Below are 21,012 nucleotides of genomic sequence, written 5' to 3'. Positions count from 1 at the left end.
GAATTCCCATGCCCGCCACGCCGGACCAGGTGCGCACCTTCGCGCACGCCTTCGACCAGATGACGCTGAACATCTCGCGCGCCATCGTCGGCAAGGAGGACGTGGTGCGCCTGGCGCTCACCTGCCTGCTGTCGGAGGGCCACCTGCTGCTGGAGGACTACCCCGGCACCGGCAAGACCTCCCTGGCGAAGGCGCTGGCGGGCACGGTGCGCGGCACCAACGCGCGCATCCAGTTCACGCCCGACCTGCTGCCCTCCGACGTGACCGGCGTGCAGGTGTACGACCAGCGCACCCAGCAGTTCGAGTTCCGGCCCGGGCCGATCTTCCACTCGATCGTGCTCGCCGACGAGATCAACCGGGCCTCGCCCAAGACCCAGTCGGCGCTGCTGGAGGTGATGGAGGAGGGCCAGGTCACGGTGGACGGCACGACGCGCCCCGTCGGCTCCCCGTTCATGGTCATCGCCACGCAGAACCCGGTCGAGCAGGCGGGCACCTACCGGCTGCCGGAGGCGCAGCTCGACCGGTTCCTGATGAAGACCAGCGTCGGCTACCCCGACCACAACGCCACCGTCGCCCTGCTGGCCGACGCGGCCACCCGCGACCGCGCCGCGGGGCTGCGCCCGGTGATCTCCGCCTCGGCCGTGTCGGAGATGGCCGCGGTCGCCGACCAGGTGCACGTCGACCCGGCGGTGCTCGGCTACATCAGCAGGCTGGCCGAGGCGTCGCGGACGCACCCGCACGTGCGGCTGGGCGTGTCCGTCCGGGGGTGCCTGGCCTACGTGCGCTGCGCCAAGACGTGGGCGATCGCGCAGGGCCGCGACTTCGTCGGCCCGGACGACGTCAAGCAGCTCGCGGTGCCGGTGCTCGGCCACCGCATCCTGCTGCGGTCCGAGGCGCAGTTCGACGGGATCACGGTCGAGCAGGTGATCGCCCAGCTCCTGGTGGACGTCGCCGCCCCGATGGAGCGCGTCGCATGAGGGCCGGTGGGGTGGCGGCGGTCGCGGGACGGGCGCTGGGCGCGGTCACCCCGCTCGGCCGGCTCGTCGTGGCCGCCTCGGTCGCCGCCTGGTGGGCGGGCGGCGGGCTGGGCTGGTCGGAGCTGGAGCTGCTGGGCGCGACCGGCGCGGTGGCGTTCGCCCTGGCGTGCCTGCTGACGATCGGCCGCGCGACCCTGCGGGTGCGGGTGGACCTGGACCGGCGGCGGGTGGTCGTCGGCGGGGTGGCGCGGTGCCGGGTCGACGTCGAGCCGGCCGCCGCCGGGCGCGTGCCGCCGTCGGCGCTGGAGCTGCCCGTCGGCGACCGGGTGGAGGTGTTCGACGTGCCCGGCGGGAGCGGGCGGCACACCGAGCACCTCGACATCCCCACCGACCGCCGGGGCGTGGTCGTGGTCGGCCCGGCCACCACCGTGCGCGGCGACCCCCTCGGCCTGCTGCGCCGCACGGTCGCCTGGACCGAGCCGGTGGAGCTGTTCGCGCACCCGGTGACCGTGCCGCTGGAGCCGTTGGCGGCCGGGCTGCTGCGGGACGTGGAGGGGCGCACCACGGCCGACCTGTCGACGAGCGACCTGGCCTTCCACGCGCTGCGCGAGTACGTGCCGGGCGACGACCAGCGGCACATCCACTGGCGGTCCTCGGCGAAGCTGGCCACGCCCGGCACGTTCCTGGTGCGGCAGTACCTGGACACGCGGCGCGCCCACTTGGCCGTCGTGCTCGACGGCGACGCCGCCGCCTACCCCGACGGGGACCACTTCGAGACCGCCGTGTCGGTCGGCGCGTCGATCGCGGTGCGGGCCCTCGCCGACGAGGTGGAGACGAGCGTGCTGGCCGCCGGGCAGGTGGCGCACCGGACGGCCGCGCGCCCCGCGCTGGACGCGTTCACCCGGGCCGCGCCCGGGTCCGCGCCGCTGGTGGAGACGGCCGCGCGGGCCGTGCGGGTGGTGCCCGACCTGACCACCGCGGTCCTCGTCACCGGCCCGGGTCCCTCGGCCGCGGCGCTGCGCGCGACGCTGGCCGCGTTCGCGCCGGAGGTGCGCACGGTCGTGCTGCGGGTGGACCACTCCGCGCGCACCGCGCCGTCCGGCGACGTGCTGACCCTGCGGGACCTGGCCGACCTGCCCGCCGTGCTCTCCGGCGGTGACCTGTGGTGAGGCGGGCGGGCTTCGTGGACGCGGCGTTCCTGCTCGTGCTGTTCACCCTGGCGCTGCTGGGGTTCCGCACCACCTTCACGGGGTGGGCGTTCCTCGGCGCTGGGGTGCTCGGGCTCGCGCTGGGCGCGGGGGCGGAACGCGCCGCGACCGCGCTGCGCCGGCCCGTGCTGGCCGCGCCGCTCGTCGTGGTGGCGTTCTTCCTGGCCGGTGGCGCGGTCGCGGCCCGGGACCAGGTGGTGGCGGGCGTCCTGCCCACGCCGGGCGGCGCGGTGGCGCTGGCGGCGTTGGCGGGCGACGCGTGGATGCGGCTGCTGACCACGCTCCCGCCGGTCGACGGTACGGGCCCGCTGCTGGTGATCCCGTTCGTCCTCGGCCTGCTGTGCGGTGCGGGCGGCACCGCCCTGGCCCGGCGCTCCGGTCGGGGCGCCGCCGCGGTGGCCGTCCCGCTCGCGGTGCTGGTCGCGGTGGCCCTGCTCGGCACCGGCCTGGAGTCCTCGGGCGTCCCCGGTGTCGCGTTCGCCGCGGTGGCGTTGGCCTGGACCGGGGTGCGCGGCCGGCGTCCCGGGCCGGGGAGCCGCCCGCGCCGCTCGTCCGGCGGGCTCCGGCGCGCGGTCGCCGCCTGCGCGCTGCTCGGGACCGCCGGCGGCGCCGTGGCGCTGGTCGGCGGTGCGCTGCCCGCTCCGGCGCACCCCGTCGTGCTGCGCGACCACGTGCGGCCACCGGTGGAGGTCGGCGTCCACGCCAGCCCGCTGGTCGGGTTCCGCCGCTACACCAAGGACGCCAACCAGCTCTGGGACCAGACGCTGTTCACCGTCGAGGGGCTGCCCGCCGGCCGACGGGTGCGCATCGCCGCGCTCGACGCCTACGACGGTTCCGTGTGGACGGCCACGAACGACCTGACCGGGACGAATGCGTTGCAGCGCAACGGCTTCCAGCGGGTCGGCGCGCGCATCCCGGTGACCGGCGGCGGTGAGGAGGTCGAGGTGTCGGTGACCGTGGGAGCGGCGTTCGCCTCCGCCGAGGAGGTCAGCGCGTGGCTGCCGACGGTGGGCAGGCCGACGCGGGTGTCCTTCGCCGGTGACCGCGCGGCGGCGCACACCGAGCACTTCCGCTACAACCTCGCCACGACGTCCGCCGTCGTCGGCGACCGGCTGCGCGGCGACGACCGCTACACCGTGCACGCGGTGCTGCCGTCCGAGGAGATGCCCGCGGACGTGCAGCCCTACGGCCGGCCCGCGGTCGACCCCGCCGCCCTGGCGTTCGTGCGGGGCAAGGTGGCGCAGTGGGTCGGCGGCGCGGCCACCACGGGAGACAAGCTGCGCGCCGTCGCGGCGCACCTGCGGGACAACGGGGCGTACACCGACGGCGGTCCGGGGGAGGGCGAGTACCTGCCCGGGCACGGCCTGGCCCGGTTGTCCGCGTTCTTCAACGCGGACAAGCCCGCGGGCGACGACGAGCAGTACGCGGCGGCGTACGCGCTGGCCGCCAACCAACTCGGCATGCCCGCCAGGGTCGTGCTCGGCGCCACGCCCGGCGCGGACGGCGTGGTGCGCGGCGAGCACGTGCACGCGTGGGTGGAGGTCCACGTGGCGGACGGCCGGTGGCTGCCGGTCACCGACTTCCTGCCGGACCGCTCCAAGCGGCCGGACCACCAACCGCCCCAGCAGGTGGAGAACACCGACGCCTCCGTCGTGCCGCCGCCGAACGCCGTGCGGATGCCCGACTCGCTGACCGACGCCGACCAGGTCGACGCCAACTCCGGCCGCCGCACCCCCGAGGGCGCCGGGTTCCGGCTCCCGGAGTGGCTGCTGGTGGCCGCGGCGTGGGGTGGTCCCCCGGTGCTGTCGGTGGCCGCGGTGGTCGGCCTGATCACGGGGCTCAAGGCGCGGCGGCGGACCCGCAGGCGCACCACCGGGTCGACGGCCCGGCGCCTCGCCCGGGGCTGGCGCGAGCTGGTCGACCACGCGCGGGACCTCGGCGCGCGGGTGCCGACCGGCGTCACCAGGCTGGAGGAGGCCGAGCACGTGGCGGCCGGCTGGACCGCGCACCCCGCCGCACCGCTCGGACAGCAGCTCCGCGACCTCGCCCGGGCCGCCGACGCGTTCGTGTTCGGCCCCGGCGACCCCGCCGAGGCCGCCGTCGCGGAGTACTGGGCGCGCGTGGACCAGGCGCGGCGGGGGATGGGCCGCGCCGTCGGCCGGTGGCGGCGCTGGCGCGGCGCGGTGAGCCCGCGGTCGTTGCGCGGCGGTCTCCGATGAAGATCGAGTCCACGCTGCGCGGGTCCGGGCACCCGGGCGTGGACCTGGTCGCCGCGGGTACCGGCTCGGGCGTGGTGCGGGCACCATCGTCGAATACCGCGCTGCCCTCCGCGCTCGCCTCGGCGATGCGGAAGCGGGTGGACGGTGCGGCCGTGCTCGATCGACCCGACCGTGTTCAGCTGCAGTCGGTTGACCTCTGTCGCCGTTGTCGCGTTGCCGGAAGCTGCCCCGGGACAAAGTCGCTCGGTCGTGGATCGCGCAATGGCCGGTCGATCGAATGCCGATCCATTTGCCCCGCACGATTGCGGTCTATGAACTTGTGACCGAATGCGCCACCACGCCTTACTCGACGCGTCTAATCTGTGCTCATGTCGATGCTTGCCGGAGAGCGGCTGCCTTAGAGTGCCGGCACGCGGCTTGTCCGCTCCTCATCGCGTGGCGAGCCGGTGAAGTCCGCATTTCGGAGTGTCGAGGTCCCACCGCCCACCCCATCGGGTGGGCAAACGTCGACTTCGGTGGTAACACTTTGTCTGGAAGTGGCATATGAGTGGATCTGCATCCGCGCCTCGGCGGTCGCACTTACGTGCTTTGACGGCACTCTTGGTGGTGTCCTTCGTTCCGCTGGTGTTCCTGGATTTGGAGGTCGCGAGCCAAGTGGCCAGCGCCCTCGCGCTGCCCCTGGCCGTGCTCTTGGCCATCTTGGCGGAAGTGTCACCCCCCGACCGGGCGAGCGCTCCGTTTCCGTGGCACAAGGTGTTGGTCGTTTCGGCGATCGTCACCGCATGTGCGGGTCTTCTTGCCATCGGCTACGCCGTGCGGGAGAACGTCAAGGACCTCGACACCGAACTCCGCGGCCACACCAGGACCGATGGTAAGCCGTGGACGCATGGTGGGACTGCGACGCTGGAACTGCCGGAGTCGTACCGGCCTCCACCGCGTGACAACCTGACCCTCGTGGTGACCCTCGACAACACCGAGGAGTCCGGCGACTGCGAGAAGACGGCGGCCCTCGAGTTCGTCCCGGTCCTCGACGGCAAGAAGGGCCGGTCCACCACGGTCGCACCGGGAACCGCGGTAACCATCCGGCTCGGTGAGGTGCGCAGTACCGCACATGTCGAAGTCACCATCCGGTACGAAGCGGCGAACATCGAGTGCAAGGTTCTCATGCAAATTGACAAGGCGGTTCTTCATGACTGACCGGCGATTCGCTTCCAGTGGCTACCTGGCCGCGGTTTCGATTCTTCTGCTCTCCGCTTGCACGTCCGCTGAAGAGGCGCCGTTCCCCGCTCGTGTCAACGTGGGCTCCGCGCCCAGCTCGCCCGGGTGGGGGTTCAGGGACCCAACCGGGGCGAGGAGCGGCTTCGACCACGACCTGACCGAGTGGTTGGGCAGCGAGCTCAAGTTCGACCCGATCGAGGTCGACGTGGTGACCGAGAACCGCGAGAGGGATCTGAAGAACAACACGGTGGGGTTGGTCATCGCCAACTACTCCATCTCCGACCACCGGCTCGAGCAGGTCGAGATCGTCGGACCGTACATGGTCGGCCAGCAGGGGTTCATGATGCTCAACGAGAACGCGAGCTTTTACGACTCCATCGGCAAGTTGGCCGGGAAGACGGTGTGCGCCACAAGCGGGTCGACCTCGGTGGACCAGTTGAAGCACAGCCTCGGGGTCCAGGTGACCATCGTGGAGAAGAAGGTGTACGAAGAATGTCGCCTGGCCCTGCACGCCGGTGACGTCGATGTTGTGTCAACGGACCAGCTCATACTGTACGGGATGGCGAAGGCGGACTTCGGCGTAACAATCCCCACCGGACTCGTCTTCGGCAAGCAGGAACGGTACGGGGTCGGGCTCCCCCTGGGGGACAAGGCGAAGTGCGAGCTGATCAAGGCCAAGCTGAAAGAATTCCTGGTCGGTGACTTGTGGGACAAGTTCTTCGCGAAGAACCTCGGAGAAGTCGTGAAGAGGTACGATGCGGACGCGCAATTCGAGGTCCACAAGCCGAGGCCGGACAGCTTGAGCGAGTGCCGCTCCGCGCCCTCGACGGGCAAGTAGGCCGGTTCCTCGACAGGCGAGGCTTCGCTCCGCTCTGGCTGTGCAGCGCGAAGGGCACCGCGGCCGGGTGGTCGCGGTGCCCTTCGGTCGCTAGCGGTCAGCCGGTGGGCATCATGACCTTGTCGATGACGAACACCGTGGCGTTGGCGGTCGGGACGTTGCCGCACAGGACCTTCGCGTCGTTGACCATGACGTTGTCGCCGGAGCCCGAGACCTTCAGCGTGCCGCCCTGGACGGTGGTCAGGGTGGCGGCCGAGAGGATGCCGTCCTTGTCCATGCGCTTCGGGACGACGTGGTAGGTCAGGATCGAGGTCAGCTTCGCCTTGTCGGCCAGCACGGCGTTGAGCGTGTCGGCGCCCAGGGCGTCGAAGGCCGGGTCGTAAGGCGCGAACACGGTGTAACCGGCGTCGGTCTTGTTCAGCGTGTCGACCAGGCCGGCGGCCTTCACGGCGGCGACCAGCTTGGTGAGCAGCGGGTTGTTGCTCGCGGCCGTGGCGACCGGGTCGTCCACCATGCCGTCCAGCGACCCCTCGTTGGTGGACTCGGCGGGCAGGCTCGCGCAGCCCGCGCCGAACACGTCGTCGGTCTTGGTGACGCCGTCGGACATCGCCTTGGTGGTGGTCGTCGTGGCGGCCGCGGAACTGGTGCTCATCGTCGTGCTGTCACCGGAACCGGTGGAGGACTGTCCGCTGCCGCCGCAGGCCGCCAGCGAGAGGGCCAGGGCGGCGAAGGCGCCGACGGCGGCCAGTCGCGGGGTCTTGCGCATGGGAATCACTCCTTTGTGGATGGCCCGGTGCGGTGCTCCCGGGTTCGTCATGAGTGGTTCGTGCCCGCGCCCGCCGCGGATTGCGGCCGGTTGGTCACGAACAGGTCACGACCTTGATCAGGGGCGGGCGGTGAAGACGATGGAGTGGTGGCCGGTGGCGCCGTCGGGCACGGGCTCGGCGCGCTCGGCGGTCTGCGCGTAGCCGGAGCGGTCGGTCGCGCGGCACTCGACGGTGTGGCTGCCGGCCGGGAGGTCCAGCTCCAGCCGCCACATCCGCCACGTGTCGACGTTGACCTCGGTGCTCAGCTCGGCCCGCTGCCACGGGCCCCCGTCGAGGCGGACCTCCACCTTGTCGACGCCGGTGTGCTGCGCCCACGCGGTGCCAGCGGCCACGAACCTGCCCGCGGGCACCTCCTCGAAGCCCTTGGGGCGGTCGATGCGGGACATGGTCTTGATCGGGGCCCGCCGGGCCCAGCCGCGTTGCACCCAGTACGGGTCGAACGCGTCGAAGGTGGTCAGCTCCGCGTCGACCAGCCACTTGGTGGCCGACACGAACCCGTACAGGCCGGGCACGACCATGCGGACGGGGAACCCGTGCTCGGCGGGCAGCGGCTCGCCGTTCATCCCCACGGCCAGCAGCGCGTCGCTGTCGGGCCGCATGACCGCCTCGACCGGCGTGCCGCAGGTCCAGCCGTCGACGCTGCGGGTGGCGAGCTGGTCCGAGCCGGGACGCACGCCGGCCTCCAGCAGCAGGTCGCGCAGGGACACACCGATGAAGTTCGCGGTGGAGAGGTACGGGCCGCCGACCTCGTTCGAGACGCAGCACAGCGTGATGGTCTTCTCCACGAGGGGACGGCCGATCAGGTCGTCGTACGTGAGCACGAGTTCGCGGTCGACCATGCCGTGGACGCGCAGCCGCCAATCCTGCGCGCGCAGCCGCGGCACGGACAGGGCGGTGTCCACCCGGTAGAAGTCGGCGTTGGGCGTGGTGAACGGAGGGGTGCCCGCCTCGGCGAAGTCCGCGCCGGCGGGGATCGGCGGCGCCTTGACGCCGGGGGTGAGCTGGATGGAGCGGCGTGACGCCTCCACGTCCACCCGGCCCGCGAACAGCTGACCGGTCGTCGCGGCGACCCCGGCCCCGACCGCGACGGCGGCCGACGTCACCAGGAACCGCCGCCGCCCGAGCCCCGGCACGTCCCAGTCCAGGAACCGGCTGCCCGGGGGCTCGCCCTGGTCGACCGGCCGGGGGGCGCGTCGGGCGAGCGAGTGCAGCCACCGGAACACGGCCACTCCCACCACCAGGCTCGCGACCGGTGGCAGCAGGCCCGTCGTGCCGGTAGTCGGCCGGGCCAGCACGGCGGCGACGGCGACCACGCCGAGCACGGCCGCGAGCACCGTGCCCGGCCAGGCGCTCCGCCGGGACAGCAGACCCGCCGCCACGGCCACCAGCGCGACGACCGCGGCCATCCCGCCGAGCAGGACGAGCTTGTCGTCCTCGCCGAACGTCCGGACGGCGAAGTCCTTCACCGGGTGCGGCGTGAGGTCGATCGCCGTGTTGCCGATCGCGAGGAACGGCGAGGCGAGCGGGTCGACGAGGCCGGCCACCAGGTGCCCGGCCGCCACCGCCGCCGCGACCGACAGCAGCCCCACCGCGGCGGCGACCGGAGTGGACAACCGCGGGCGGGCAGCGGCCTGGGGTTGATCAGGAGAGGCTTCGTTCACACCTGCTATTCGGTGCCGCGCGCCCCGCGGATCGGTCGAACGCCGTGCCGCTCGCGCCGTGCGTTCACGCCAGGGCGAGGACGACGACGGTGCCCGTGGTGGGCTTGGGGGACCCTCCGCGCGGTTCCACCGTCAGCCCGAACCGGTCCGCCCCGGACACGCCCTCCGCCAGCAGCGGTTGCGGGTTCGTCGCCGAGTCGAGCACGCCGGCCGGGCGGGGACCGTCGCGGCCGATCACCCACAGCTGGTAGCTGCGGTCCTCGGGCAGCGCGGTCAGGCCCTCGGCCAGGAACAGTGCCGCGCCCCGGCTGTGCGAGACGACCGCCGTGCCGGTGCCGCCGCCGTTGACGGGCCCTCGGACCAGCTTGGCGTCCGGGGCGGCCAGCAGGTCGGCGAACCGGCCGTACTCGGCCGTCGTCTGCCGCAGCGCGTCGACCTCCCGTTCGAGCTGCCGCCCGTGCCGCACGGCCTGGACGCCCAGCCCCACGGCGACGAGCACGCCGGCCGCCGCGGTCAGCGCGGTGGCCCGGCGCAGCCAACGCCCGCCCCTGCGCGTCGGCACGTGCCGGGGGACCTCGGGTGGCAGTTGCCGGGTTCGCGCGGCGGCGCTCAGCACGCGTTCGCGCAACTGCGGCGGGGGCTGCACCTGTGCCGCCGCACCGAGCCGTGCCGCTGTCTCGGCCAGCTCGGCGACCTCCTGCGCGCAGCTCGCGCACTGCGCCAGGTGGGCCTCGAAGGCGCGCCTCTCCGGCTCCGAGAGCGCGTTCAGCGCGTACGCGCCGGTCATCGTGTGCAGGCCGGCGTCGGTCGGGTCGCTGGTCACCGGGACACCCCCAGGCAGTCGCGGAGTCTGATCAGGCCGTCGCGCATCCTGGTCTTGACCGTGCCCAGCGGGACGGTCAGCAAGGCCGCGACCTCGGGATAGGTGTAGCCCTGGTAGTAGGCCAGCAGCACCGACTCGCGCTGCACCTGGGTGAGGGTGCCCAGGCAGCGGCGCACCTGCCGGCGTTCCAGCCGCCCGGCGACCTGCTCGCTGACCTCGTCGAACGGGGTGGTCACGTCCAGGTCGGCGGCCCGCTGGTCGCGCTGCGCCGCGGCCTGCGCCGAGCGCACCCGGTCGACCGCGCGGCGGTGCGCCATCGTCAGCACCCAGGCCGACGCGCTGCCGCGCCGCGGGTCGAACCTGCTCGCCGTGCGCCAGACCTCGACCAGCACTTCCTGGGTGACCTCCTCGGACTGGGCGTGGTCGCGCACGACCCGCCGCACCAACCCGAAGACCGTCCCGGCCAGGCGGTCGTAGAGCTGCTCGAACGCCTCCTCGTCACCCCGAGCCACCCGCCCGAGCAACTCCTCGGCTGGCACGAGCGGGTCGTCCCCACCGTCCGCGCCCGACGACACGCCTCGCAGCGACCGCTCCCGCTCCGGCATGGCACCCCTTCCCTCCTCGGCACTGACCGGTGTTCGGAGCGGGGGTCCGATCGGATTGGTCACCCGGCCGACCGGGAACCGGCTGGTCACCGGTGGCATGGGCGAGCATGTCACCGGTGCCGGGCACGTGCTCGGCGAGCGTCGCGGTCGTTCTGGAGCCGGACCAGTGAAATCAGGAGTAGACGACTGCCCGTTCCCTGAGGAGGTCCCACGTGGTGACGTCCAGCTCGGCGAAGACGAGCAGTTCGTCCACCGATTGGAAGGGGACGGGGTGTTGTTGGCGAGCCTGTTCGATTTGCGCCGCGGCGCGGTCGTCGAGCCCGCAGCACCGCGCGATCACCGACGGCGGTGCGGTGTTGATGTCGACCAGACCTCCGTCGTCGTACTGCCTCGGCAGGTCCGGTCGACCGATCCGGAGGTCGCGTGCGAGTGCCGGGTCCCGTGCGACGAGCGCCCGAGCTTCCTCCCTCCTGGTCCGCAGGGCCAGGGCGGCGGCGACGGTGGGATCGGCGGCCCAGGGTTGCGGTGGCTGCAGGGGTGGCCGGACAGGTTGGGGAAGTCCGTAGACGTCGCGCCGGATGCCGTTGAGCTGGATGCAGGCCGCGATCATGATCGCGATGGCGCCTAGGCCACCGATCGTGCTGCGCACGTCGGTGGTGGACGCCGCGGCCTGGCCCGTCGAGGACGGCATGATGATCATCAGCACGATGGTGGCCGCGGCGTAGAAGGCCGTCCACCGCCAGAGCGACGGCTTCCGCAGGCGGTGAGCGGCGTGGGCGAAGGGCACGGCGGCGAAGACTCCGGCGCTCGCGATCACCACGACGAAGTACCACGTGCCACTGGCGCGTCGAAGGAAATTCATGGTGGCGGACCTTTCGTGGAGGTGAGGTCCCTACCAACGGCATATCGCCGTAGCGCTTGAAAGGGTTTCATCCCGTCGACCGGACTTTCGCTATTACATTCCGTCATCTATTGGAGACCGTCCGTGCGCAACAATGGTCCGGCTCGATAACCTGTCGCGTCGCCGACACCGTCGAGGAGTTCCAGCATCGTCACGCCCGCCGATCACCCCCGCGCAGTCCGCCGTCCGTCGAGTCGCCCGGGTCGTGACGGAAGTCCTCGCGCCGTAGGTGCTTGACCTGCCCGTGGCGATCGGGTGGCACGCCACCGGAACCGCGGGCAGCGCGCAGCTGTGGGGGCTCGTCGTAGGGTCACCGGGTCGGTGATCCCGATGGTCGTCATCGTCCGGAGCGCGGTCGCGCAGGTCGTCGCCGGCGGACCCGGTGAAGGGAGGCTGCAAGTGCCGACCAGGCCCGTTGCCGCCGTGCTGTCGCTCGTCCTGGTGGGCGCGGCGTCGGTGGCGTGCGTGCCGCAGGTGCCGTTCGCCCCGATCGCCGTCCGGCTCGACGACTCCGGAGGCGTGGAGATCCTCGACACGGAGTGCGAGCCGCGGCCCGTGGCCAGGGTGGAGGTGATCGCGCCGGACCGCGACACCGTGGTGGACGACAGCGACCCGCGGCTGTGGCGGGTGGACTTCGCGCCGGCGTCGACGGCGCGGACGTACGTCGTCGGCGAGGCTCCGGCCGGTGGCGAGGAAGTGGTGGGGTGGCGCGCGCCGCGGCCCGACCAGCGCTTGTTCGCCCAGGTCGTCGCGGAGGGCGGGATGACGTTCGGGACGGGGTTCTCGCTCGGCGAGCTGGCCGGTGGGAAGGTCCGGTTCCGGTTGGAGTACCTGACGCACGAGGAGTTCCTCGAAGAATCGAAGTGCTGACGGCGGCCGCGTGATCGGACGGCCCTCACCCCAGCTGGGTGGGGGCCGTCCGCCGTCCGCCGTCCACCGGCCGCGCCGGACCGCGCCCGTGGTCGGATTTTGTCCACTTTTTGGCCCGTACCGGGCTGATTGCCCACTTTTTTGTCTTTTTTCAACGCCGGCCTGCTGCATAGTATTCGCCGCGTGTCCGGCTACAAGTTCGATTTCTTCATAAGCTACGCCCGTCGCGGCAGCGTCCAGAAATGGCTGCTGAACCACTTCTACGAAAAGCTCAAGGAATGCTTGGCGGACCAGTTGGCGCCTACGCCGAAGGTCTACGTCGACAGGAGCATGGCCCGTGCCGTCCACTGGCCGTCGAGCCTCCAACACGCCCTGCGGCACAGCAAGGTGATGATCCAGCTGCTCACGCCCCACTACTTCGAGTCGAGGTGGTGCATGGCCGAGTGGTCCAGCATGCTGGCGCGCGAAAAGATGCTGGGGCTGGGTAATCCCGACCAGCCGATGGGGTTGGTGTACCCCATCCTCTACTCGGACTCGGAGAACTTCCCGCCCGAGGGTCGGGTGCGTTCCTGGCGCAACTTCAAGGAATACGCCAACCCCGATCCGCCCTACCAGGAGACCCGGGAGTACGTCCAGTTCCACCGCGAGGTCACCAGGGTCGCCGCCGATCTCGTGGAGCTGCTGCACCAGGTGCCTCCCTGGCAGCCCGACTGGCCGGACGTGGACCCACCCAACCCCGTGCTCCCCCCTCACGTCCCGCTGCCGAGGTTCTGATGACCAGCGGAACGGTCATCACCTTCTACTCCTACAAGGGCGGGGTCGGGCGGAGCTTCACGCTGGCCAACGTCGCCGTGCTGCTCGCCCGCTGGGGCTACCGCGTGCTCGCCGTCGACTGGGACCTCGAAGCCCCGGGTCTGCACCACTACTTCAGGACGGTGACGCCCGAGGAGCCGGAAGGCGGCGTGATCGACCTCGCCTACGACTTCCTCGCCGGGGCGACGGAACCGCGACCGCACGCCGTGCGGCTCGACGTCGAGGGCAACACCCTGTCCCTGCTGGCCGCCGGGCGGGCCGACGACTCGTACACGGACCGGATGCAGCGGATCGACTGGGCGGACCTCTACCAGCGCGGCTTCGCCTACTTCCTGGAGCGCTGCCGGGAGCGGTGGGTCGAGGACTACGACTTCGTGCTGATCGACAGCCGGACCGGGATCTCGGACACCGCCGGCATCTGCACGGCCCACCTGCCCGACCGGCTGGCCGTCGTGTTCACGGCCAACGAGCAGAACCTCAAAGACGTCGTGGACGTCGTGCAACGGGCCGACGAGGCGCGCGACCGCATGCCGTACGACCGGCCCCGGCACCTCGTGCTACCCATCCTGTCCCGGCTCGACAACCGGGTGGAGTACCAACGGGCCGAGAGCTGGCAGCGCAGGTGCGCCGAAGTGGTCACGCCGCTGTTCCGCAACTGGCTGGTCAAGAGCGTGCCCGAGGACCTGATGATGCGGCACCTCACGATCCCCTACGTCTCCTACTGGAGCTTCGGCGAGCAGTTGTCGGTGCTGGAGGAGGTCGTCCCGTCGGCGGACCAGGTGTCGTTCGCGCTGGAGACGGTGGCGTCCGTGCTGGCCCAGCAGTTCGACCGCACGGACCTGCTGGCCGACAACCGGGACGCCTACGTGGCGTCCGCGCGGGACCGCCGTCGGGACTTCGACCTGGACCTGCTGGTGTCCAGCCCGCGTTCCGCGCTGCGCGTCGCGGACCAACTGGTGGAGGAACTGCGCGGGCTCGGGGTGCGGGTCGAGCGGTCGTCGTCGGGTGACCTCGAGATCCTGGAGCGGACCAGCGAGCTGGCCGAGCACCTGTGCCTCGTGGTGGACCGCGGGTTGAGCCGGTGGCAGGTGACCGAGGTCGAGCGCTTCCTCCGGCACACCATCGGACCGGACGGCGGGCAGCGGCGGCTGTTCTGCGTGCTGACCGACGGCACCGACCCCGAGAACCTGCCCGGTTTCCTGCGCAACATGCGCTACCTCGGGTTGGCACCGGGCGTGCGGCCCACCACCGTGGCGCGGGACCTGCACGACCTGATCACCGGCACGCCCGCCGACACAGCCGACCCGGACCACGAGGCCCTGCGGAACGCGGTGTCCGCGCTGCGCGCCGTCCCCGACCGGATGCCGACCGCCGCACGGGTGGCACTGGTCGAGCAGACCGTCGTCGCCATGACCACCGCCCTGGACAACGGCGACCTCGACGCGTTGCCGGACCTCTCGGTGGACCTCACCGCGCTGTCCCGGCCGCACGCGGAAGACGGCCGGTTCCCCACGCCCCACTACCTGCTGACCCACATCCAGACCCTCGTCGACCGGATCGACCGTCGCATCGACGCGTCCACCGACTGAAAGGCGGCACCATGCCCGAGAAGTTCGGGATTCACGAGCAAGCTGCGCTCTTCGCGCTGATGAGGGAAGACCGCGAGGTGCCGAACACGGAGCTGACCAAGAGCGGCATCAAGCTCAGCCCGGCGGGTCGCGCCAAGCTGAACAAGGCAGGCTTGGTCCACTCGAACGTGGAGACCAGGCCGTACGTGCACCGGATCACCGACGAGGGCATCCGCTGGTGCGAGGGCGCGCTGGCGGCGGTCGAACCGCCGTCGGGCACCGGGCCGCTGGTGCGGGAGATGTTCGCGGTGTTGCGGAGCCTGGTCCCGCTGCTGCACAAGCAGGGCATCCGGCTGGCCGACATCCTCCGCCCCGGTGTGGACCTGGAGTCGGCGATCCGCGCCGCCTACCTGGAGTTGTCGGTCAAGCCGCAGGACTGGGTGCGGCTGGCGAAGTTGCGGCCCAAGCTCAACGGCGCCGACCGGGACCAGGTCGACGCGGTGCTGGTCGACATGGTGAAGACCGGCTCGGTCCACCTGGCCCCGGACTCGAACCGCAAGGTGCTGACCGAGGCCGACCACGCGGCGGCGATCCGGATCGCCGGCGAGGACAACCACCTGGTGGCGATCGAGGAATCATGACCGACCAACTGCGCAAGGCACTGGCCACGCTCCGCTTCAACTCCGCCGAGACGCCGGACGACGTCTGGCAGACGTCGCCGTCCCACGTCGACGGTCTGCACACCGCGGCCGAGGACCGGATCCGGGCCGGGATCGCGGACGCCAGGAGCAGCAACGGTCCCAGTCCCATCGGCCTGGTGCTCCAGGGCCGCAAGGGCGTCGGCAAGACCCACCTGCTGGGCACGGTGCGCCGCATGGTGCAGCGCGAGGGCGGCTACTTCTTCCTGGTCGAGCTGACCACGGGCCAGGAGTTCTGGAACGACGTCGCCGAGGCGATGCGCAGCGAGCTGCGCCGGACCACGGACGAGGGCGACCTCCAGCTCACCGTCCTGCTGCGGCAGCTGTGCGAGTTGGCCGGTGTTCCACCCACGGTGGCCGCCGCGGTCACGGGCGTGGCGTCGTTGACCCCCCACGACCTCGACGTGTTCCTCAACCACCTGCGCGAGGTGGACGGTCGGGTCGCGTACGAGTGCGGCGACACCATCCGGGCGCTGGTGCTCTACGCCTCGGAGCACGCGGACATCGGCATGTCGCACCTGTTGGGGTTGGCTGAGGGAAGCCGGGAATGGGGGCTCCTGCCGAGGGCGAAGCAGCCACAGGTCCTGGTGCGGGACATCTCCCGCGTCCTGGCCATGACCGGCCCCTGCGTGATCGCCGTCGACCAGTTGGACACCCTCGTCAACCTCGACCAGGAGGAGATCGACGCGCAGGTGACGAACGCGGAGCTGAAGGGCGAGCTGGCGCTCATCGCCGACGGGCTCATGAAGCTCCGCGAGCGGACCAGGCGGACGCTGTCGATCGTCGCCTGCCTGCCGAACACGTGGCTGAAACTGCGCGAGATCGCGAGCGACACCGTCTTCGACCGGTTCGCCACGACCCCGATCCTGGGCGCGATCACCGACCCCGGAGTCGGTCGTGCCCTGGTCGAGCGGTGGCTCGCCGACGTGTACCGCCGCAACGACATCACGCCGCCTCACCCGAGCTGGCCCGTGGCGGCGAGCGCGTTCGAGGATTGGAACTTCCGGACGCCGCGCCAACTGCTCAGGCGCATCCACGCGCACGCCGAGTCCTGCCTGCACGGCGAGGTCCGCGAGTTGACGTCGTTCGACGAGGAGGTCGTCGAAACCCCGCCGCCGCCCGTGGCCGACGGGCCGGAACCCGATTACCTGCAGGAGTTCGACGCCCGGTTCGAGCGGTTGCGGGAGAAGGCGGAGGTTTCGGCGGCCGGGTTGCAGCGGCACAACGAGGACGAGGTGATGCCCGGGCTGCTGTTGGCCGGGTTGAAGTCGTGGATCAACGAGGTCGGCAACGACGACATGGCGTGGCAGGCCGAGCAGCTCCAGGGCGGCACCGACGTGCACGCCCGGCTGCTCCGCACGGTGAACGAGGACCTCGACACCGACGAGCGGTGGGGGTTCCGGCTCATCGCCAGCGCCCACGGCACGTCCGTGCTGAACCGCATGCGCAAGGTCCGGGACGGGGCGCGGTTCGGGGCGCAGAACCGGCACCTCGTGCTGCTCGGCAACAGCAGCGGGGGGTGGACCGGCAAGGTCACCAAGGCGGAGGTGGCCGAGTTGGAGCAGGCCGGTGGGCGGCGGGTCGAGATCTCCGACGACGACCTGCGGACGTTGAGCGCGCTGCGGGAGATGTTGTCGTCGCAGACGCACCAGTTGTTGACGTGGTTGGTGGCGCGCAAGCCCGCCAGCCGGGGGACGTTCCTGCGCGAAGTCCTGCCGCAGCCGGGCCGGCCCGCGGCCGGTCACCAGGAGACGCGGCCCCCGCCGGAGCCGGTCGCCTCGAACCCGGTCACCTCGAACCCGGCCGCCTCGATCACGGACCCCGGCCCGGCCACGCCTGCATCACCCGCGGAGATCGTGCTCGGCGTGAACGGCGAGATCCGCATCGAGCTCGAATCACTGCGCAAGCACGCCATCGTGTTCGCGGGTTCCGGCAGCGGCAAGACGGTGCTGCTCCGGCGGATCGTCGAGGAGTGCGCCCTGCGGGGGGTGTCGGCGATCGTGCTGGACCCGAACAACGACCTGGCACGGCTCGGTGACGCCTGGCCGGAGCCGCCGGCCGACTGGCTGCCCGGCGACGCGGCCACGGCGGCCGAGTACCTGGCCACCACCGAGGTGGTCGTCTGGACGCCCGGTCGCACGAGCGGCCGGCCGCTCAGCTTCCACCCGCTGCCCGACTTCGCCGAGGTGCTCGGTGACGTCGACGAGTTCACCGCCTCCGTCGAGGCGGCGGTGGCCCGGCTCATCCCGCACGCCCGGCTGGACGGCGGTTCGAAGACCGCCGTCCGGGGCCAGGCGGTGCTGCGGGAGGCGTTGACGCACTACGCGCGCACGGGCGGTCGGCGGTTGTCGGAGTTCGTCGACGTGCTGGACGACCTGCCCGACGGGGTGAGCAAGCTCAGCACGGCCCGGGCCACGGGCGCGGACCTGGCGGAGACCCTGCGCGCGGCGATGGTGAACGACCCGCTGCTCGGCGGCGCGGGCGAGCCGACGGACCCGGCGGTGCTGCTCACGCCGTCGGCGGGCAAGCGGGCGCGGATCTCGGTGATCAGCTTCGTCGGGTTGCCCTCGGAGGAGCAGAAGCAGGGGTTCGTCAGCCAGCTCCAGCTGGAGGTGTTCGCCTGGGTCAAGCGCAACCCCGCCGTGGACCGGCCGCTCGGCGGGCTGGTCGTGATGGACGAGGCGCAGACCATCGCGCCGTCGGGCGGGTGGACGGCCAGCACGCAGAGCACGATCCTGCTGGCGTCGCAGGCCCGCAAGTACGGGCTGGGCCTGCTGCTGGCCACCCAGGCGCCGAAGGGCGTGCACAACCAGGTCGTCGGCAACGCGACCACGCAGTTCTTCGGCCGGTTGAACAGCCCGGCGCAGATCGCCGCGGCCACCGAGATGGCCCGGGCCAAGGGCAGTTCGGTGGGTGACATCTCCCGGTTGGAGCGCGGCCGGTTCTACGTGACGGGCGAGACCTTCGGGTTCCGCCTGATGCGCACGCCGCTGTGCCTGAGCCACCACCCGCCCAGCCCGCTGCGGCTGGAGGAGGTGCTGGACCGGGCGCGCGACAACGACCGGTGACCACCACGACGAGGAGCGCTCCCCGCCCGCACCGGGTGGGGAGCGCTCCCCGTCGTCACCCCGTCAGCCGACGGTCGAGGCGAGCACCGCCTCGATCCGCCCCCACAGCGCGGTGAACAGCTCCTCCCGGCGGTACGCGCGCGGCGTGCCACCGCCGCCCAGCACCGAGAAGTCGTGCACCTCCAGCACGGCCGCGCCGACGCCGGTGTCGTAGACCGGGCGGGCCCAGCCGTTGGTGAGGGCCGCGCCGTCCGGCTTGCCGACCACGAAGTTCACCGTCTCGTCGCCGCCGATCCCGCCGCGCTGGACGTCGAGGGCGTACACGGTGTCGCCCGCCCGCTCGACCCGCACGGCGATCCGCGTCCCGCCGACGTGCGCGGTGCCGACGAACCCGCGTGCCGCGAGCCCGGGCAGCGCGGCGGCGAACTGCTCGCCGAGGTAGCGCAGCGTCGCGTCCTGCTCGGCGTAGCGGCTGAACGTGGCCGGCACGACCGGCTCGGGCGCCTCCTCCACCGGGTCGGCGCCCTTGACCCCGGTCACCACGTCCGCGATCGGCGCGAGCTGCCACCCGGCCGCCTCGGCGGTCTCGATCCGGCCGGCCAGCGACTCGGTGAGCTGGTCGGGACGCTGCACGGAGCCGCGCACGTAGCTCACGTGCGGGTGCAGCAGGCCGGGCGGCACGGCCACGTCGCCGAGCAGCACCGGCAGCACGTGCTCGTCACCGGCCTTGACCGCGCGCAACGCGGCGGTGGTGAAGTCGTCGACCTCGGACACGAAGGGGACGAAGAACCGCACCCGCGCGTCCGGCAGGTCGCCGCCCTCCTTGTGCGCCCACCACTCGTGGGTCTGCTCGGGCCCGTGCAGCACGGTGAGCCCGCGCTGCCGGAACGCCTCGACCACCTCCTCCACCGCCGAGCGCTGCTCCTCGGCGAACGACACGGCGACGTCGTACTCGCTCACGACCGAACCTCCTGTCCGCGCCGGCGCGGTGGCCGGCTGCCCTGGTGTGCGGGCACAGCATCGGGACGGCGTGTCGACCGGAAGTGGACGAGGAGTGGATGCCGGGCGTTGCCCGTGCGCCGCGGGGGCGGGAAACGGGCAACACCTGGTCCCGCCGAACGGGCCGGTGAACCATTGTCGGTGAGGGCGGGAAGGAATTCGTAAAACGCCCCGACATCAATTCACCGATTTGTCGTGGAGGACAGCCGTGTCCATTTTCGAGTCCCGTTTCGTGGCCAAGGCCGGTGTGTCGCTGGCCGTGCTCGGCGCGGTCGTGACGGTGTTCGCGTCGGGTGGCGGCGCGTCGGCCGCGCCGTTCGAGGAGTGCCCGCCGCCCGTCACCACCACGCTCACCGTCGGTCCCGACGGCAACCCGTGGTACGGGTGACCCGGTGAATCCGCCCGGCCGGCCGCGGGTATTCCGCGGGCGGCCGGGCGATTGCGCCGGACATGCGGCGGTGGTGTACTCGGACCGGTCGGACCAGGAGGCTCAGGTGACCGAATCGTTTGGTGAATTACTCCGCGAGTGCCGCGTCGCCGCGGGTTTGTCGATAGGGCAGTTGGCCAAGCGCGTGCACTACAGCAAGGGCCACCTCAGCAAGATCGAGAACGACCTGAAGCCGCCGCACGAGACCATGGCGCGGCTGTGCGACGGCGTGCTGGACGCGGGCGGCAGCCTCATCGAGGCGGCCCGCGCGGCACGCGACCGGGCCGCGGAGCGCGTCGCCGAGGCCGGGCTCACGCTCGACCGCCGCCAGGTGCTCGTCGCCGGCACGGTCCTCGGCATGGCGCTCGCGGGAGGGCCGCGCCCGGCGCCCGACGAGCGGGTGGTGGAGGGGATGCGGGTCTCGTTCGAGCACCTGCGCTCCCTGGGGATGCAGACGAGCCCGGTGGTCGTCCTCGAACCGCTCGTGGCCCTCCTGCGGACCGTGCACGCGCTCGCGCACGAGAACCCGGAGCCGATCCGCGGCCGGCTGCTGCTGCTCGCCGCGCGCATCGCCGAGTACACGGGCTGGATGAACCAGGAGGTCGGCGACGAGCAGCGGGCGTTGTCCTGGACCAGGCACGCCTCGGAGCTGGCGCTGGCCGGCGGCGACCGGGAGATCGTGGGCTACGCGTTCGTCCGGGAGGCCGGGCTCGCGCTGTACCGGCAGGACGCGCTCGGGACGATCGAGCTGGCGCGGCAGGCGCAGCGCGTCGACCGGGCGGGCCCGCGGACCAGGGGCCTGGCGTCCCGCCGCGAGGCGCAGGGGCACGCCCTGGCCGGCGACCGCGAGGCGTTCGACCGGGCGATGGACCGGGCCGCCGACCTCCTCGACGGCGCCGCCGCGGACACCCGCGCCTACCCGGTGCTCGGCTCGACCGCGCCGGACCCGGCGGAACTGGCCAGGGGCTGGTCCCTGTGCGACCTCGGCCGGACCACCGAGTCGGCGGCCGTCCTGGACCGGGAGCTGGCCCGGCTGCCCGCCGCGTCGCGCCGGTCGCGGGCCCGGTTCGGCACCCGGCGCTCGCTCGCCCTGGCCCTCGCGGGCGAGGTCGACCAGAGCTGCGCGACGCTGGCCGGCACGCTCGACGACGTGGCGCACGTCGACTCGGCCACCGTGCGGGCGGACCTGCGGGAGCTGTCGAGGACCCTGGGCCGCTGGCACAACCACGGCGCGGTCCGCGAGGTCTACCCCGAGCTGCGGCGCGTGCTGCGGCAGCGCTACTGACCGGCGC

At 72.2% G+C, this 21,012-nt stretch carries 18 protein-coding genes; 12 read left to right on the top strand and 6 right to left on the bottom strand.

Features of this window, described 5'->3' with window-relative positions; translation table 11 throughout:
- Window positions 1–8 precede the first annotated feature (8 nt).
- The 5 genes from ACIGNX_RS06120 (at window position 9) to ACIGNX_RS06100 (ending at window position 6,460) form a co-directional block, all read left to right on the top strand.
- A complete protein-coding gene (locus ACIGNX_RS06120) occupies window positions 9–977 on the top strand; it encodes an AAA family ATPase (RefSeq protein WP_396536833.1) in 969 nt (322 codons plus the stop codon).
- A complete protein-coding gene (locus tag ACIGNX_RS06115; protein WP_396536831.1) occupies window positions 974–2,146 on the top strand; it encodes a DUF58 domain-containing protein in 1,173 nt (390 codons plus the stop codon). The genes ACIGNX_RS06120 and ACIGNX_RS06115 overlap by 4 nt, the downstream gene beginning before the upstream one ends.
- A complete protein-coding gene (locus ACIGNX_RS06110) occupies window positions 2,143–4,404 on the top strand; it encodes a DUF3488 and transglutaminase-like domain-containing protein (protein WP_396536829.1) in 2,262 nt (753 codons plus the stop codon). The genes ACIGNX_RS06115 and ACIGNX_RS06110 overlap by 4 nt, the downstream gene beginning before the upstream one ends.
- A 624-nt stretch (window positions 4,405–5,028) precedes the next feature.
- Window positions 5,029–5,601 carry a hypothetical protein gene (locus ACIGNX_RS06105; RefSeq protein WP_396536827.1) on the top strand — a complete coding sequence of 191 codons (573 nt, stop codon included), beginning with the start codon at window positions 5,029–5,031 and terminating at the stop codon, window positions 5,599–5,601.
- Window positions 5,594–6,460: a transporter substrate-binding domain-containing protein gene (locus tag ACIGNX_RS06100; protein ID WP_396536825.1), complete on the top strand. Its 867-nt coding sequence runs from the start codon at window positions 5,594–5,596 to the stop codon at window positions 6,458–6,460. The genes ACIGNX_RS06105 and ACIGNX_RS06100 overlap by 8 nt, the downstream gene beginning before the upstream one ends.
- A 97-nt stretch (window positions 6,461–6,557) precedes the next feature.
- Here the strand turns inward: ACIGNX_RS06100 and ACIGNX_RS06095 are convergent, their stop codons facing one another.
- From ACIGNX_RS06095 to ACIGNX_RS06075, 5 genes are all read right to left on the bottom strand, one after another.
- Window positions 6,558–7,226, bottom strand: coding sequence for a fasciclin domain-containing protein (locus ACIGNX_RS06095; protein WP_396536823.1), 669 nt, complete (start codon window positions 7,224–7,226; stop codon window positions 6,558–6,560).
- A 117-nt stretch (window positions 7,227–7,343) separates the two neighbouring features.
- A complete protein-coding gene (locus ACIGNX_RS06090) occupies window positions 7,344–8,900 on the bottom strand; it encodes a molybdopterin-dependent oxidoreductase (RefSeq protein ID WP_396536821.1) in 1,557 nt (518 codons plus the stop codon).
- 112 nt (window positions 8,901–9,012) lie between these two features.
- Complete coding sequence (locus tag ACIGNX_RS06085; protein ID WP_396536819.1) at window positions 9,013–9,771, bottom strand: anti-sigma factor domain-containing protein; 759 nt, start codon at window positions 9,769–9,771, stop codon at window positions 9,013–9,015.
- The gene (sigK, locus tag ACIGNX_RS06080) at window positions 9,768–10,376 is read right to left on the bottom strand and encodes an ECF RNA polymerase sigma factor SigK (protein WP_396536817.1); all 609 of its coding nucleotides are present in this window, start codon (window positions 10,374–10,376) and stop codon (window positions 9,768–9,770) included. Before sigK ends, ACIGNX_RS06085 begins: the two co-directional genes overlap by 4 nt.
- A gap of 172 nt (window positions 10,377–10,548) precedes the next feature.
- Complete coding sequence (locus ACIGNX_RS06075) at window positions 10,549–11,238, bottom strand: helix-hairpin-helix domain-containing protein (protein ID WP_396536815.1); 690 nt, start codon at window positions 11,236–11,238, stop codon at window positions 10,549–10,551.
- 369 nt (window positions 11,239–11,607) lie between these two features.
- Here ACIGNX_RS06075 and ACIGNX_RS06070 point away from each other — a divergent pair, with 369 nt between their 5' ends.
- The 5 genes from ACIGNX_RS06070 to ACIGNX_RS06050 all read left to right on the top strand — a co-directional run bounded on the left by ACIGNX_RS06070 (window position 11,608) and on the right by ACIGNX_RS06050 (window position 18,294).
- Window positions 11,608–12,147, top strand: coding sequence for a hypothetical protein (locus ACIGNX_RS06070; protein WP_396536813.1), 540 nt, complete (start codon window positions 11,608–11,610; stop codon window positions 12,145–12,147).
- A 183-nt stretch (window positions 12,148–12,330) separates the two neighbouring features.
- Window positions 12,331–12,921: a TIR domain-containing protein gene (locus ACIGNX_RS06065; RefSeq protein WP_396536811.1), complete on the top strand. Its 591-nt coding sequence runs from the start codon at window positions 12,331–12,333 to the stop codon at window positions 12,919–12,921.
- The gene (locus ACIGNX_RS06060) at window positions 12,921–14,549 is read left to right on the top strand and encodes a KGGVGR-motif variant AAA ATPase (RefSeq protein ID WP_396536809.1); all 1,629 of its coding nucleotides are present in this window, start codon (window positions 12,921–12,923) and stop codon (window positions 14,547–14,549) included. The genes ACIGNX_RS06065 and ACIGNX_RS06060 overlap by 1 nt, the downstream gene beginning before the upstream one ends.
- 11 nt (window positions 14,550–14,560) lie before the next feature.
- Window positions 14,561–15,169 carry a hypothetical protein gene (locus ACIGNX_RS06055; protein WP_396536807.1) on the top strand — a complete coding sequence of 203 codons (609 nt, stop codon included), beginning with the start codon at window positions 14,561–14,563 and terminating at the stop codon, window positions 15,167–15,169.
- Window positions 15,166–18,294: an ATP-binding protein gene (locus ACIGNX_RS06050; RefSeq protein ID WP_396536805.1), complete on the top strand. Its 3,129-nt coding sequence runs from the start codon at window positions 15,166–15,168 to the stop codon at window positions 18,292–18,294. Before ACIGNX_RS06055 ends, ACIGNX_RS06050 begins: the two co-directional genes overlap by 4 nt.
- Window positions 18,295–18,357: 63 nt before the next feature.
- On the opposite strand, the gene ACIGNX_RS06045 is transcribed toward ACIGNX_RS06050, so the two are convergent.
- Window positions 18,358–19,254: a hypothetical protein gene (locus ACIGNX_RS06045; RefSeq protein ID WP_396536803.1), complete on the bottom strand. Its 897-nt coding sequence runs from the start codon at window positions 19,252–19,254 to the stop codon at window positions 18,358–18,360.
- A 247-nt stretch (window positions 19,255–19,501) separates the two neighbouring features.
- On the opposite strand from ACIGNX_RS06045, the gene ACIGNX_RS06040 reads away from it, so the two are divergent.
- Together ACIGNX_RS06040 and ACIGNX_RS06035 are read left to right on the top strand one after the other, a co-directional pair.
- Window positions 19,502–19,681, top strand: a complete 180-nt coding sequence (locus tag ACIGNX_RS06040; protein WP_396536801.1) for a hypothetical protein — start codon at window positions 19,502–19,504, stop codon at window positions 19,679–19,681.
- A 106-nt stretch (window positions 19,682–19,787) separates the two neighbouring features.
- Entirely contained in the window at window positions 19,788–21,005 is a 1,218-nt protein-coding gene (locus ACIGNX_RS06035) for a helix-turn-helix transcriptional regulator (RefSeq protein ID WP_396536799.1), read from the top strand.
- Window positions 21,006–21,012 lie beyond the last annotated feature (7 nt).

It is taken from the genome of Actinosynnema sp. NPDC053489, assembly GCF_044544865.1.
GTDB lineage: Bacteria > Actinomycetota > Actinomycetes > Mycobacteriales > Pseudonocardiaceae > Actinosynnema.
Note: the sequence above shows the minus strand (reverse complement) of the source record. Positions and strands in the feature narration are given on the sequence as shown.